12 protein-coding genes are annotated in these 14,574 nt (G+C 57.4%); 2 read left to right on the forward strand and 10 right to left on the reverse strand.

Translation table 11 applies throughout. The features are described 5' to 3' along the window. Positions 1-15 precede the first annotated feature (15 nt). From LJE94_15235 to LJE94_15280, 10 genes are all read right to left on the reverse strand, one after another. Complete coding sequence (locus LJE94_15235) at positions 16-534, reverse strand: shikimate kinase (protein MCG6911458.1); 519 nt, start codon at positions 532-534, stop codon at positions 16-18. Between the two features lie 51 nt (positions 535-585). Further along, positions 586-1,881, reverse strand: a complete 1,296-nt coding sequence (locus LJE94_15240; GenBank protein ID MCG6911459.1) for a DUF401 family protein — start codon at positions 1,879-1,881, stop codon at positions 586-588. Positions 1,882-1,901: 20 nt separating this feature from the next. Beyond that, the gene (locus tag LJE94_15245; protein MCG6911460.1) at positions 1,902-2,825 is read right to left on the reverse strand and encodes a M23 family metallopeptidase; all 924 of its coding nucleotides are present in this window, start codon (positions 2,823-2,825) and stop codon (positions 1,902-1,904) included. A 251-nt stretch (positions 2,826-3,076) separates the two neighbouring features. Then, positions 3,077-3,988 carry a bifunctional methylenetetrahydrofolate dehydrogenase/methenyltetrahydrofolate cyclohydrolase FolD gene (gene folD / locus LJE94_15250; GenBank protein MCG6911461.1) on the reverse strand — a complete coding sequence of 304 codons (912 nt, stop codon included), beginning with the start codon at positions 3,986-3,988 and terminating at the stop codon, positions 3,077-3,079. A gap of 106 nt (positions 3,989-4,094) precedes the next feature. After that, complete coding sequence (gene argC, locus LJE94_15255; GenBank protein MCG6911462.1) at positions 4,095-5,132, reverse strand: N-acetyl-gamma-glutamyl-phosphate reductase; 1,038 nt, start codon at positions 5,130-5,132, stop codon at positions 4,095-4,097. Positions 5,133-5,498: 366 nt separating this feature from the next. After that, positions 5,499-5,720: a hypothetical protein gene (locus tag LJE94_15260; protein MCG6911463.1), complete on the reverse strand. Its 222-nt coding sequence runs from the start codon at positions 5,718-5,720 to the stop codon at positions 5,499-5,501. A gap of 57 nt (positions 5,721-5,777) precedes the next feature. Beyond that, a complete protein-coding gene (locus tag LJE94_15265; GenBank protein ID MCG6911464.1) occupies positions 5,778-7,229 on the reverse strand; it encodes a hypothetical protein in 1,452 nt (483 codons plus the stop codon). 26 nt (positions 7,230-7,255) lie between these two features. Further along, on the reverse strand, positions 7,256-7,744 hold the full coding sequence (gene lspA, locus LJE94_15270) for a signal peptidase II (GenBank protein MCG6911465.1): 489 nt from the start codon (positions 7,742-7,744) through the stop codon (positions 7,256-7,258). A gap of 184 nt (positions 7,745-7,928) precedes the next feature. Beyond that, positions 7,929-10,724, reverse strand: coding sequence for an isoleucine--tRNA ligase (gene ileS / locus LJE94_15275; protein MCG6911466.1), 2,796 nt, complete (start codon positions 10,722-10,724; stop codon positions 7,929-7,931). A gap of 62 nt (positions 10,725-10,786) precedes the next feature. Next, positions 10,787-12,178 (reverse strand): nucleotide sugar dehydrogenase, encoded by a 1,392-nt coding sequence (locus tag LJE94_15280; protein ID MCG6911467.1) that lies wholly within the window; start codon positions 12,176-12,178, stop codon positions 10,787-10,789. A 181-nt stretch (positions 12,179-12,359) separates the two neighbouring features. Here LJE94_15280 and LJE94_15285 point away from each other — a divergent pair, with 181 nt between their 5' ends. Further along, positions 12,360-13,934 (forward strand): HEAT repeat domain-containing protein, encoded by a 1,575-nt coding sequence (locus tag LJE94_15285; protein MCG6911468.1) that lies wholly within the window; start codon positions 12,360-12,362, stop codon positions 13,932-13,934. After that, a complete protein-coding gene (locus LJE94_15290; GenBank protein ID MCG6911469.1) occupies positions 13,910-14,557 on the forward strand; it encodes a CPBP family intramembrane metalloprotease in 648 nt (215 codons plus the stop codon). Before LJE94_15285 ends, LJE94_15290 begins: the two co-directional genes overlap by 25 nt. Positions 14,558-14,574: the final 17 nt, after the last annotated feature.

The following is a 14,574-nucleotide window of genomic DNA, read 5'->3' on the forward strand; positions in this document are numbered from 1 at the left end:
GCTTGAAGCCGCCGATCAGGTTTCTCCCTGGAAGATACCGATGAGCTTCCGGGCCACCTCGTCCGGCGGCGTTGCCGAGGTATCCAGCTGGGGAAAGCGGCCGTAGCCTTCCTCCCGCTGCTTCAACAGCGCCACGATGCGTGCCAGGGGGTCGGGACCATCCAAAAGCGGTCGCTTGACGTGTTTGTCTCTGGCCACCCGGTCCAATATGTCCTCGGGGGTTGCCGTCAGGCAGAAAACCCGCCCGCGTTGGCCCAGTGCTGCCGCGTTGGCCGGGTCCAACATGAGGCGCCCGCCGGTGGAAACGACCAACCCCTCCTTTTCTCCCAGCTCCCGCGCAAGGTCGGCCTCCATCCTGCGAAACGCCGCTTCACCTTTTTCGCGAAATATCTCGGCCACGGTCTGTCCGGTGCGTTCCATGATCAGTTCGTCGGTGTCCACGAAATCATAGCCCAGCCGGCCCGCCAGAAGTTTCCCCACCGTGCTTTTGCCGGTGGCCATGAATCCTGTCAATATGATATTTTCTCTGGGCATCGTTTTTTGTGCTCCTAACCTAAACCCCGAGCTCGCATGAACAGCGAACCGTTACAACCGGCTCAAAAGCTGGAAATAGACCATGCCGGCAGCCAGCAAAACCAGACAGGGCACCAGCAGAAAGCGATAGACGCGATCCAGGGAGGTTTCAAAATATTCATTGGAGAGCAGTAGGCAGACGTGCAGGGGTGAAAAAAGAACGCCGACGAAGCCGCTTACCAGGCCAAGGACTAAATACGGCAACAGCGCGGGACCGCCCGGTGAGGCGTGGACCAGGGATATCAAGATGGGAAAGGTCGTCCCTACAAAAGCGATGGTGATCCCTGAAACCAGTCCAACCGCCATGGGTAGAATTACGACGACAATCAACAACGGAATGCCCCATTTCAGCAATTCATTGCTGATGTCGACCACCGCCCGGCTGTCTTCCAGAATTCCCTTGAAAATGAGAATCGAGCAGACCATGTAGATCATGCTGCCCAATTTGGGATTGATCAGGATCCTGCGGCGCGTTGTCCACGGGATGCCGTTGGTGTACCAGACCTGCAGGATAGCCAACACCAGGGAGATGATGAGCCCGACCTCTTTGGCGATGGAAGCGAACAGCCCCAGGCGGGACAGACCGGCCCCGAAGGCAATGCCCATCACGATGACGATCAGAATGGGTGTCAACTCCTTGAAAAAGGGCCAGGGTGAGATGGACACCGCCGCTCCAGAGTCGACAGACATTTGGCTGCGGAATGAGAGCCTGCCTTTCAGGGGCCAATAACCGACGATCATGGCCACGATGGTCATGGGAAAGGCCGTGAATACGAAGGCCCAGAGGTTGAAACCGCCCAAGGCCGTGATTAAAAGCACACCGGGGTAGAGCGGCCAGGCATACTCCCAGATATGACGAAACCAGTAATTGACATAGCTGAGTTCATCGGCGCTCAACTGCGAACGTCCCCCCAGGTTCTTTACCATGGGGGCTGAAAAAATGGCCCCCCCGGGCATGGGCAAAAGTCCGATCAGCGCGGGAAAAATCACCATGTTCAGTGCGGGGATGTGAATCAAGCCCCTAAAACGATCCAGCAGACGCTGCATCTGCCCCGCGGCCTCCAGGCTGTGACTCAGCACGAGAATGAGGCTGACCACCGCCGCCAGGCTGAGGGTTTTCGGATGGGTCAGGGCGGTTAACGCCGCTTGAAGAATCGGCAGGGGATGCATGCCGAACAAAAGCCCCAGGACCAGGGCCCCCAGATTGAAACAGTGGCCCAGAGACAACTTGCGCCGGATGCTGAATAGAATAACGGCAAACACCAGGAGGATGCGGACAACTGCCGGGATAGCGTATAGAAAGCTCATTGGTCGCTCTTAACGATTTTCTAGTTGAGGATATACGTGGCGGGGTTGACGGGAACGCCGTTGAGATACACGGCGTAGTGGACATGGGGACCGGTACTTCTGCCGCTGTTGCCCATTTTAGCGATGAGGTCGCCGCGCTTGACCTTGTCGCCGCGCTTGACCAGGGCCTTTTCCACGTGGCCGTAGCGGGTCATCATGCCGTGCCCGTGGTCGATGATGACATAGTTGCCCAGGTAGCGCCTGGAACCCACGAATTTTACCACGCCGTCGGCGGTTGCGACGATGGGTGTGCCTTTTCGGTTGGCTATATCGAACCCTTTATGAAATTCCCGGCGCCCGGTAAACGGTGACGTTCGGAATCCAAACGGCGACGTCAGCCACCCCTTGGCCGGCCGGATGGCCGGTGTGCATGCCAGGAGGCTTTTCTGGCTCTCCAGCTTTCCCAGCAGTGACGTCATCAGGTCCTGCTGCACGGCCGAGGCATCCTGCAGCAATTCGACCTGGGTGTGCATATCCCGCATCAGGCTGGTATGCCGCCGGTTCAAGTCGATATTGGTTTCCAGATCCTCAGGGCGGGTGCCGCCCACGCCGAAAAGGGTTTCCTGACCGTTGTCGGTCCCGATATTGGCGATAATCCGTATCTTCTCTTCGAAATTGTTCAAAGCGACCAGCCGTGATTTCAGGCGATTGATGTCGCCGGCAAAGTCTTGTATCTGGCGGCGTTGGGTGGTGATGAGATCTTCCTGCGCGGAGAGGGCCTTGGCCATGTCCCCGTTGGCCTCGGCGACGTTGCAAATCCGGCTATAATCGTAAGCAAGGTACCCGATGCCGGCCACACCCGCGATAACGGCGATTAGAAGCAGGGGCAACAAAAATCCGGGAACGGATATCTTTTTCGCCGGCGCGCCGGTGTTGCTCAATATAAAAAGTGATATCATCTTCATGGCATTCGATTTCGCCTGACCTGCCGAACAAACTGGCCGACAACGATGGCCGTCAGCATTCCACCCGTTGCCAAGAAAAACCGCACAACACCCTCTTCAGATATCAGCAAGGCGTCGATCTGTCAAGTCTTGCGGCCTTCCCTGTGCTCAACCCACAATATCATGCGGAAACCGCAGCAGGATCGAATTCGCACTCTTCCTCACATAAATGGATCGGCCCTGCTGCGGTGCTTATGGTCTTTTTCCCCGCGCTATTGGATTCCAAGTTGAAATTTTAGTGATTTCAAGGTGTTTTTCATTAGCATGGTGATGGTCATGGGGCCGACGCCACCCGGTACCGGTGTGATGGAACCGGCGATCTCCTTGGCTGCGTCGAAGTCGACGTCCCCCTTCAAAACCGCCACCATTTTACCGGGATCTTTTTTGCTCGGTTTTTCTCCGACACGGTTGACGCCCACGTCGATAACACAAGCCCCGGGTTTGATCCACTCGGGTTTCACCAGGTCGGGCACACCGGCGGCGACGATCAGAATGTCCGCCCGTTTACAGTGGAAAGCCAGATCCTGCGTGCGGGTGTGAACAACGGTCACGGTGGAATTGGCGCCCGGTCCTTTCTGCAGCATCATGTTGGCGATGGGCTTACCGACGATGTTCGACCTTCCCACCACGACCACTTCCGCACCGCTGGTTTCAACACCGGCCCTTACGATCATCTCCTGGATGCCCGCAGGCGTACACGGGGGAAATTTTACCTCGTCGCCCCCGATCATCAAACGGCCCACGTTCACCGGGTGAAAACCGTCCACATCCTTGTCCGGGTCGATGGCGTTCAACACTTTTTTTTCGTCGATATGCTTGGGAAGGGGCAACTGCACCAGGATGCCGTTGATGGAATCATCGTTGTTGTATTTGTCGATGAGCGCCAAGAGGTCCGCTTCGGAAATGTCCACCGGCTGACTGTCCTGAACTTCCTTGAACCCGACCCGGTGCGCCGTCTTTATTTTCAGGGTCACGTAGGAGATCGATGCCGGGTTCTCCCCGACCAGAATGGTCACCAGACCGGGAACCTTGCCGTGTTTCTCCTTGATCTCCTTTACTTCGGCCGTAATCTCTTCGAGAATCTGTTCGCGAATCTCCGTCCCTTTTATCAATTTTGCCGACATACGCTTTCTCCTTTCACTTGATGGGGTAACCCCTTCGTTTGATATTTGCCGTATTTTGACCGCATCCGAGCGGTTCACTTTTTTTCCTCCGGCCCGTTCACACCGGCTACACCGGAAACGGAACATTTGTCAGTCCGGCGGTTTCGTCGAGACCGAACATGATGTTCATATTTTGAACAGCCTGACCGGCGGCCCCTTTCACCAGGTTGTCGATGGCGGACATCAGGATGAGCCGCCCACGGGGTTCGTCCAGGGTGAAACCGATATCGCAATAATTGGTTCCACGCACATGCCTCGTGTCCGGCACCCTCGCCGGGCCGACGATGCGTACAAACCGCCTCCCCTCGTAATAGGACGACAGACAGTTCCGAACCTCTTCCATTGAGAGCTTTCCCTGCGATACCGCGTAGATGGTTGTAAACATGCCGCGCGCCATGGGAACAAGGTGGGGCACGAAGGTCACGCTTACCGGCCGACCGGCCTCCCTGCTGAGGATCGCATCTATCTCGGGGTTGTGCCGGTGCGTGGCAACCTTGTAGGCCTTGAACGACTCATCGGCTTCACAAAAATGGGACGATATCGAAAGGGAACGCCCTGCACCGCTGACGCCCGATTTTGAATCGACGACAATCGATCCGACTTCGAGCATACCGCTTTTCAGAAGCGGCACCAGGGGCAACAGCGCGCTTGTGGGGTAGCAGCCCGGGTTGCCCACGAGGACAGTCCCCTGCACCGCCTCGCGGTAGACTTCACAGAGACCGTATACGGCCTTTTCGAGGAGATCCCTGGCCGTATGCTGCTGGTAGTGCGCCTCGTATTGCTCTGCTTCACTAAATCTGAAATCCGCGGAAAGATCGACCACCTTTGTCCCGCCGGCGACCAGTTCCGGGACGATCGTCATGGGAATCTTGTGCGGCAGGGCGGTGAAAACGACATCACAATTTTCAATCAGGCGCTCCACGGAGAGGGATTCGCAGGTAAGGCCCACCTCACCGGCCATGGCCGGATAGACGGTGTCGAAACGGATGCCCGCAAACTGCCTGGAGGTCAATATCGTCGGCAACGCATCCGGATGTCCGGCCAGCAGCCTGACCAGTTCGGCACCCGCATACCCCGTCGCCCCTACGACACCTGCTTTTATCATAATGGTCTGTAATTCCGATTTAATGGTTTCGCGTTTTCAAGCAGGCCTGTCGGCCCGGACCCGCCCCAGAGGGCCGGATCTCCTTTCCGGAACCTAATTTGAGCGTTTCAAATTAGACAGAACAAAAATAAGTCGATAACACAGGCCACCCAATTTTCCAACCCCAAATAAAAGCGTGTGCCACGCTTTTATGAAACGCGACTGCGTCGCTACTTTGTAGAGAGCGGGCATCCAATATCCAAGTTGATGCATGCCGGGTTGTCGGTTTTCGTGCTTTACAGTTTTGCTGTCGCTATTGCCATTGCCGGCACGGCCAAACATCTCTGACCTGGCCCAAAGGAACAGGTTTTCCCTGGTGGAATAAATCTACGGCTTCTTCCTGCCCCCGGCTTCCAGTACCAGCTCCTTGAGAATGGTGACGACGTTTTTCCCCCTTTCACGTGCTATCCGGTGGGCGTCATCCACCAGGCGCGCCGCCTGGGCTTCCAGGGTCGACAGGGCCGGCAGCGGAATATTCTGCCGCTCATATTGCCATGCCAGCAAACGAATGGCCAGTTTCCTCTCCTGTTGTTTGAAAAAACCGAACACGGTCCCGTGAACCTCCTCACCAAATAAAATCGTGTGCCACGATTTTATGAAATGCTCCTATCGAGCACGAAATAGGGTCGATATCCTGACAACCGCCCAGTCCAGTATCGCCTCGGCCGACTGACGGGAAGACTTCAACATGCCGTCGGCTTCCCGGACATAGGCCAGCGAACGCACGATCCCCTCCAGGGTAATGCCGTGCGCCTTCTGAAACAGCTTGTAAACGGGAAAGGCGTTACGAGGATTCGGCGCGATCAACAAATCCGTTGACATCTTCTTTTTCCGCCCCCCGGGGGACAGCTGTTCCCGCCAGCTTTCGAGGCGCGTTTTCAACATCTGGTCATGCTGCTCGACACGCGGCATGACATTGCTTCGAAAAAAGTTGAACGGCATGGCGGCATCATAGGAAACACCGGCGGCATTGTCCAGAAAATCGCGAATAACGAGCAGCTTGCGCAGGTGGTTGGCCAAGGCCGCGAGAATCTGAAGGGGGTGGTAGTCCGCACCAAGCAGCGATCGCATGTAAAAAAAGGCCTGTTCGGCATCCGCATCGGTGAGCGCATTGGTAAAACTGTAAATCGGGTCCGAGCGCGTTCGACGCAAGAGCGCTTCCACGTCCTGCGGGCCGATCTCCCGGCGTGCCCCCACATAGTCCACCAGTTTGGCCAGGTCGTTCGAAAAGGTTCGCGGGTCGAACCCGGTCAATTCCACCATCGTGGCGAAAGCCTGCCGGGACATGGTTTTTCCTTCGGCCTCCAGAACCGCATCCAGCAGCCCGCGCAGAACGGCTTCCTGCTCCGTCCTGTCGGCCTTGCGGTCGCCTTTGGGCACGGAGCAGTCGATCACCTGCCCCATTTCAAGAAAGCATTTGAACAGGCGCTTTCTTTTGTCTACCGTGTCAGTGGTGACGATGAGAAAGTGATTACCGGGCAGCCCGTTCTTCATCGCATCGATAAAAACGGCCGCGGGGTCGCTACCCTGCCCGGGGGCGAGCCGGTGCTCCCGGCTGAACGCGATGAGTTCATCCAACCATTCACCGTCGTCGACCGCGCTCTTTTCAAAGCCCAGTTTGGCGCGCCCGCCTTTCTCCGCCATATCGTCCATGGACAGATTCAGCATTCCGAGCAGCGACATCACGGTTCCGGCGGCTTTCCCGAATTCACCCCTGGCGTGCGCCGCATGCGCCTTCTCGAGAAATTTGGCCGTATCCTGTTTGGAGTAAAAGATGCGGGAGTCCAGCAGAGAAACCACTTTTCTGCCCTGCAGCAGCGCATAGGTATTGACGCTGCGCAGTGCTTCGCCGACATTCTCGTTCAACCCCTCGAAAGGCTCGTACATGAAATTTCTGTTTTCCCCGGGGACGAGGATCTCCAGCACACGCTCCAGAACAGATTTGTACAGCGCCTCCTCGCCGTAAATAAGGAATGTGGACGGCGCCGTGCCCTCCTCCAGCATTTTTTCAAAACGCGTCAGGAATTCTTCGATATTCTTATGAGATACGCTCGGCATGCTTTTCATAGTTGAGGTTTACTCAATTATTCGGGCATTTTCTTGAACAGCAGGTGGTACACGAAGATGAGAATGCCCACAGTGATGGCACTGTCGGCAATGTTGAACGCAGGCCAGTGCATGTCCTGGACATGTACGTCCAGAAAGTCGACCACCTTCCCGAGACGCAGCCTGTCGATCATGTTCCCGACGGCCCCGCCCATAATCAGGGCCAGCCCACCCCGGAGAAACACGTATTGCCGCGGCGTTTTCCAGTACATGTATATGATCATGCCCATGGCGGCCAAGGACGCAATCAGAAAAAACAGGTGCTTGAACAGTGAACTTTTCCCCGCCAGAAACCCGAAAGCCCCGCCGGTGTTGGTCAGATGGGTGAGGTCGAAAAAACCCGGAATCAGCACGATGGAGTCGTACAGAGGAATCGCCGCCTCGACCAGCCGTTTGGTTGCCTGGTCGAGGATGACCACCCCGGCGGCAATAACGCAGAGGAATAGATATTTGTTATTAACTTTCAAAGCGTTATTTTCAGTATGCTTAACAATCAGACCACATTTTGGTCATTTGTGCTTCGCACGTCATTTGGCCTGCGGCCGTAATTCATTGTTGCGAACAGATAAAAGCTATCGGCAACAATGAATAAGAGCGAAGCGAATTGCCACGAATTACGCGCGTCAGCGCAAATGACCGCCGCAGGCGTCCTTACAGTTCCTCCATCACCCCGCTGCACCGCGCACAGAGCGTCGCGTGCCCGCTGTCCGACCCCACCGAGGTCGCGTGCATCCAGCACCGCGCACACTTTTCACCCTCGGCCTGCGCCACCCCGATGGCGAGGCCCTCCACCAGTTCACTGCGGTAGGCCCCACCGACGGCGGAATCCTGATGAAGATCCGCCTGCGAAACGATGAAAATAGTGTACAGGTCGTCGGCATAGGGTTCCAGCCGGGCGTACGTGTCGGCATCCACGTACAGGGATACCGCCGCATCCAGCGGATGGCCGATCATTTTTCGGTTGCGCGCTTCTTCCAGGGCTTTGGTCACTTCGCCCCGGATCTTGAGAAGAAGCCCCCAGCTTTCCGCCAGGTCCGGATCTTTCAAGCCGTTCTCCACCTCCGGCAGGGAGGCAAGGTGCACGCTCTGCGCCTTGCCTTCGAAATCCGGCATGTGGGCCCACAATTCTTCGGCGGTAAAAGAGAGAATGGGCGCCATCAGTCTGGTCATGGCGGACAGAATTTTGTGCATCACCGTCTGGGCGCTCCTGCGTGCCAGCGACGCGGGCGGTGAGGTGTAGAGCCGGTCCTTGAGAATATCCAGGTAAAAGGCTGAAAGGTCCAGGGTGCAGTAGTTGAAGAGGGCGTGGTAAATCACGTGAAATTCGTAATTGTCATAGGCTTTACGCGCTTTTTCCACCAGCCCCTGGAGCTTGTGCAGGGCAAAACGGTCCATCTCCGGCATCTCTTCGCAGGCGACGTCGTCGCTGCCCGGCACGAAATCGTACAAGTTCCCCAGCATGAAGCGGCTGGTGTTCCTGATTCTGCGGTAGGCGTCGCTCAGCTGTTTCAAGATGTTGTCCGATATTCTGATGTCGTCCCGGTAATCCGCGGCTGATACCCAGAGCCGCAGGATCTCGGCGCCGTACTTTCCGATGACCTTCTTGGGGGCGATGACATTGCCGACGGACTTCGACATCTTGCGCCCTTCCGCATCCACCACGAACCCGTGGGTCAGCACGGCATCGTAGGGAGCCCTTTCCCTGGTACCGACAGCCGTCAGCAGGGAGCTGTGAAACCAGCCCCGGTGCTGGTCGCTGCCTTCCAGGTAGAGGTCCGCCGGCCACTTCAGGTAGTCCCTGTCTTCCAGCACCGCGGCGTGGCTGACGCCCGAATCAAACCACACATCCAGGATATCCGTTTCCTTGACAAAGGATTCGCTGCCGCACTTTTTGCACTTGGCGCCTGCGGGGAGCAGCTCGTCCACATCCCTTTCGAACCAGACGTCCGCCCCGTGGGCTTCGAACAGGGCAAACACATGGTCGATAATCTTCTGGTCCAGGTGCAGGGTTTCGCACTCGCTGCAGTAAAATACGGCGATCGGCACCCCCCAGGCCCGCTGACGGGATATGCACCAGTCCGGCCTGTTTTCAATCATGCCGTAAATCCGGTCGCGTCCCCAGTGCGGGATCCACTGGACCTTGTCGATGGCCTTGAGAGACGCTGCGCGCAGTCCGGTTTTGTCCATGGAGATGAACCACTGCGGCGTGGCCCTGAAGATGACGGGCCGCTTGCAGCGCCAGCAGTGCGGATAGGAATGGTCCATCGTCTCCCTGGCCAGCAGGGCACCGGCTTCCTGCAGCTTGTCGTTGATGGCCTCGTTGGTCTTGAAAACGAACCCGCCCTTGAAAAATTCGACCTCGTCCGTAAAAACGCCATGGTCGTCCACCGGCGAGTAAGCGTCGATGCCGTAGGCCATGCCCACGTCATAGTCCTCGCGGCCATGTCCCGGTGCGGTGTGCACACACCCCGTACCGGCGTCCAGGGTGACATGCCTCCCCAGGACGATCATGGAGGTGCGGTCATACAGAGGGTGCCGGCAGTTCTTTCTCTCCAGGATGGAGGCCTCGAACTCGGCGACAATCCGGTAACTGTCGACCCCGAAGGTGGCCATGCAGGTATCGACCAGGTCCTTTGCGAGAATGTACACCTCGTCTCCGCCGACATCCACGGCGGCATAGGTGAATTCGGGGTGCAGGGCAATCGCCAGGTTCGCCGGTATCGTCCAGGGAGTGGTCGTCCAGATCACCACCGACACCTGTTTGCCTTTGACTTCCGGGATGATGTCGTCCACGGCGTCCACCATGGGGAATTTGACATAGATCGACGGGGAAGATGCGTCATAGTATTCGATTTCCGCCTCGGCCAGGGCGGTCTGGCAACTGCAGCACCAGTGAATCGGCTTCTTGCTCCTGAACAGGTTGTTCATCAGCCCGAACTTGAGGCACTCGGTGGCGATGATGGCTTCGTAACGGTAGTTCATGGTCAGATACGGGTTTTCCCATTCCCCCATCACGCCCAGACGCCGGAATTCTTCGCGCTGAATGTCGATGAACCTCTCGGCGTAGGCACGGCAGCGCCGTCTGAAGTCGGCCTGGGAAAGCTCAACCTTCTTATTCCCCATCTCCTTGTCCACGTTGTGCTCGATGGGCAGGCCATGGCAGTCCCAGCCCGGAACGTACACGGCGTCATAACCGGACATCTGCCGCGAGCGGACGATGATGTCCTTCAGGATTTTGTTGAGCGCCGTGCCCATGTGGATGTTGCCGTTGGCATAGGGAGGGCCGTCGTGCAGAATGAAAAGCTCCCGGTCCTTGGAAAACTCCCTGATCTTGTGGTACAAATTCGTTTCATCCCATGCCTTGATCTGTTCCGGCTCCCGATTGACCAGGTTGGCCTTCATGGGGAATTTTGTTTTCGGTAAATTGAGTGTCTGTTTGTAGTCCATCTTTGTGTCCTTTGTGCCTTTGTGGTTCTGTTCCATCAGTTTTTTTTTACGGCTCTATTTCTTTATGTGCTTTGGTCCATGGTGCCCATGGCCATCGACCCCACCGCCAGGTAGGCGAATCCCTTTTCAACCATGGCTCCGTAGTCGGGTATCATGCGCCGCCCATCCATGATCAGGTAAGGAGGCGCCACGGTGTCTTCGATGGTGCGCGACAACCCGCGGAATTCCTCGCAGTCGGATGAGATGAACAAGGCATCCGACCCGGTGAGGGCTTCCCTGGCGGTTTCGAAATAGGCGATCTTTTCAAATAAAACGTTCTTGCCGGGATCGAGCGCTTCCCTTGCCGCCTCGTTGGCCAGCGGGTCGTAGGCCCTGACGGCGGCCACGCCCTTTGACAGCAGGGATTCGATCACCTTGATGGAGGAAGCGTCACGCATGTCGTTGGTGTTCTTCTTGAAGGCCAGGCCCAGGACGGCGATGGTCTTGTTGTTGAGATTGAACCCCGCTTCCGACGCGGCGCGATCCACCAGGTAGACTTTCTGGCGCTCATTCACTTCATAGGAAGCCTCCAGCATCTTGGTGCTTACATTGGCGCGCCGCAGCTGGTAGATCAGGGAGGCGATGTCCTTGCCGAAGCAGCTCCCCCCGGCGCCGTTGCTCACGAAGGACCCCCAGGTGCTGATCCTGTCGTCGGCGGTCACCCCCATTCTGAGGTCGTCGATGTTGATGTTGGGAATGGTTTCGCCCAGTTTGGCGCCCACACCGTTCCAGAAGGATATATACGTCAGCAGCATGGTGTTGGCCACGTATTTGACGGCTTCCGCTGTCTCGGGCGTCGTTTCCAGGTACTTGGTCTGGACGTGGTGGACAAACTTGGCGTAAATGCGTCGCAGAATCACGAAGTCTTCCTCGAAATCGCAGCCTACGACGATACGGTCCGGCTTCCTGGCCTCGGGTACGGCCGTGCCCTCGGCCAGGAACTCCGGATTCGAGGCCACACCGAAATTCTCGACCCCGTGGCCTTCCATCACCGTCTTCAAATGCCGTACGGTTCCGATGGGTACGGTGCTCTTGTTGACGACGACCACCCGCCGTTTGTCCTGCCTGGCGGACAGCTTGGCCCCGATAGTGTCGATGGCCGCGTCGTAGTAGGTCAGGTTGGTGGACCCGTCCCGGTTGGGGGGGGTCGGCAGACACAGGAAGATGGCGTCGGTGCCCTCGATGATTTCATCCAGATTCGTGGAAAAAAAGAGGTGCCGGCCGTGAACCTTCTTTATGATATCGGTCAGGCCCGGTTCGTTCACATACCTGACGATCCGGTCGGCTTCACTGCTCGCAAAAGCCTCTATCTTGTCGGGGTCGTTGTCATAGGCGTAGACCTCGTGTCCGAATTCCGAACAGACGGCCGCGTGCACCAACCCCACATAGCCGGTTCCCGCCACAATGATTTTCATAACGCCTCCATACATGTATCTTCACTTCAGCAAGGGCCCGGCTGTTTTTCCATAAATCCTGTGGTGATGACAACCTTTACGGCGAACCCTCGACGACCTTTGGAATTCGAAATGAATTTATATATAAGATTTGCAATGATTACACAAGCAAAGAATGCCGTTTGCCCCGGTGATTGAACGTGTGGTATATTTCACCACCATGATGAAATCTTCGCCAAGCCGGTTCCATCTCGCTCCCATCGTGTCGACGGGTCTCGTTGCCGCCTACATCGTGGGGAGCCTGCAGGTCTACGCCAGCAACGCCCACCTTCTTAAAACCGTAACGCTTCTGGCAAATGCCGGCTACCTGACCGTGCCCAACCGGTTGATCGCGCCCTATCTGAAAAGCCTCGCCACCGCCCTCATGGGGGGGGTGTTCTTCGCCTTGAGCATCGGCGCCGGCGTCACCCTGACGGCTTTTCTTATGGCTTTGACCTGGAAAACCATCGGCCGTCGCAAAAAGTCCCTGGCGGTTCTGCTCGCCCTGCCCTGGATCGCCCTGACCGCCGGTGTCAATCTCAAAGGGGTGTCGGTTTTTCCGTCACTCTATTTTACCCTCGTGCCGCTCCTGGTGGCCGCACTCACCCTCAGGTTCACCCCGGATCGCCTCGACCGCTCCGCATGGATCCGGATGGGACTGCATGGGGCGCTGGTGCTGATTCTGGCGGCTGCCTGGTCAACCCAAGCCGGCAGCGGGATGTTCATCACCATCAGGGACCGCCTGCTTTTGTCCAATCCCGTGGGCATCGGCGTCAATGATTTTTACTACCGCTACACGCTTTACCCTGCCGAGGCCTTTAAATCCCTGCATCAGAAAATGCTCAAAACCTGCCGCCTGCACGGTTTCAGCGATCCGGTGTCGAAAAGGAAAATTTTACGGCGATTGTCCGCGTACAACTACCTTGCCCTGGGGAACGGCAAAACCCGCTCCGGCGCCGCTGCGGCCAGTGCGTCGGCCGACAACCGGGCTGCCCGGGCATCCGTGGATCTGACGGTTTCTGCCGGCAACGACACCTTGCTGCTAGCCAACGGCAGCCGACCGGTGATGGAAATCTCTTCCAAAGAATTTCTTGAAAAAACCGCTTGGGTGCTGAAATCCTTTTCCGAAAAATGCGACCGGCATCTTCTTTTTCGGCAGGCAACCTTCCTGTCCCTCCTGGTGGGGTTTCCCATTGTCCTATACGTCGGCCTCCAGTTCCTGCTGGCAGGCTTTTTGTCCCTGTTCATCAAACCGGGTGCCGCCGCCGTCGCCGCCGCATTGCTTTGCCTCGTCGCCGGGACCTCGATGCTCATTCCCGTGCGCAGCGGCATGGACGGAAAAATTACGGCGGACAGGATTCCGGCGCTTTTGCAGAGCGAGAAGTGGCAGGACCGCGTCGCAGCGCTGAAGGCCATCGCCGGACAAAAAAAGAACCGGGAATTCGGAACCGGAATGCAAACATTGACAAACGATCCGCACATTCCCGTGCGGTACTGGCTGGCGCGAAGCCTGGCCCGCACCCGAGGCTCCCGGGCTCACACGGCGTTGCTGGAACTGATGGGAGATCCGCAGCCCATCGTTGCCTGCCAGGCGCTTTACAGCCTCGGCAGACGCAGAGACAAACGCGCAATCAACGCAATTCTATACCAAATCAGTCATTCGGACCACTGGTACGTCCAGTGGTACGGATACAACGCCCTTAAGGCTTTGGGATGGCGGCAAAAAATATCGATCTGAAAATCCTGGCTGCCTGTACAGCGGTGGTCATGGTCGTGGAAAGCGGGCTCTACTGGGCAGCCGGGTCGGAAAGCATTTCACCGCTGGCCCTGATCGGGGGGGCAAGGGTTCTGGAGGGGCTGCTGATCCTGGTCTTGATTGCGAAAGCGTGCCCGGGCGGCCTGGCCGCCATCGGCCTTTCCAGGCGCGGCGTGGTTTCCGGAATCAGGCAGGGGTTGATCTGGTCGGCGGCTTTCGGGGCGCTGGTCGCGCTCGTGTGCCTGCTCGTTTATATGGCTGCCGGCATCAACGCCCTGGCGCGCATGCACGCCGCCGACGCCGAATCGACCCGGACCCTGGTCCTCTTTTTCATCGTGGGCGGCGGCGTGAGCCCCGTAGCCGAGGAGATCTTTTTCCGGGGCGTTCTCTACGGCTACCTGCGGCGCTGGGGTGTCTTGACGGCGGTCATCTTCAGCACCCTTCTTTTTGCCCTGGCGCACGCTGCCCGGGGAGGATTTCCCCTGACCCAGTCCGTCGGCGGGTTGTTGTTTGCCCTGGCCTACGAAAGGGAGCGCAGCCTGCTGGTGCCCATCGTGATTCACGTTCTTGGGAACCTGGCCATCTTTTCCGTCACCCTCTTTTAGATTGTTTTCCATGGGCG

The organism is Deltaproteobacteria bacterium (assembly GCA_022340465.1).
Classification (GTDB): domain Bacteria; phylum Desulfobacterota; class Desulfobacteria; order Desulfobacterales; family B30-G6; genus JAJDNW01.

Bases quoted from the DNA above. Each gene is read 5' to 3' on its own strand.
- LJE94_15245 (MCG6911460.1), bottom strand. From the start codon at position 2,825: ATGAAGATGATATCACTTTTTATATTGAGCAACACCGGCGCGCCGGCG.
- LJE94_15280 (MCG6911467.1), bottom strand. From the start codon at position 12,178: ATGAAAATCATTGTGGCGGGAACCGGCTATGTGGGGTTGGTGCACGCG.
- folD (MCG6911461.1), bottom strand. From the start codon at position 3,988: ATGTCGGCAAAATTGATAAAAGGGACGGAGATTCGCGAACAGATTCTC.
- LJE94_15240 (MCG6911459.1), bottom strand. From the start codon at position 1,881: ATGAGCTTTCTATACGCTATCCCGGCAGTTGTCCGCATCCTCCTGGTG.
- LJE94_15235 (MCG6911458.1), bottom strand. From the start codon at position 534: ATGCCCAGAGAAAATATCATATTGACAGGATTCATGGCCACCGGCAAA.
- LJE94_15265 (MCG6911464.1), bottom strand. From the start codon at position 7,229: ATGCCGAGCGTATCTCATAAGAATATCGAAGAATTCCTGACGCGTTTT.
- argC (MCG6911462.1), bottom strand. From the start codon at position 5,132: ATGATAAAAGCAGGTGTCGTAGGGGCGACGGGGTATGCGGGTGCCGAA.
- ileS (MCG6911466.1), bottom strand. From the start codon at position 10,724: ATGGACTACAAACAGACACTCAATTTACCGAAAACAAAATTCCCCATG.
- LJE94_15290 (MCG6911469.1), top strand. From the start codon at position 13,910: ATGGCGGCAAAAAATATCGATCTGAAAATCCTGGCTGCCTGTACAGCG.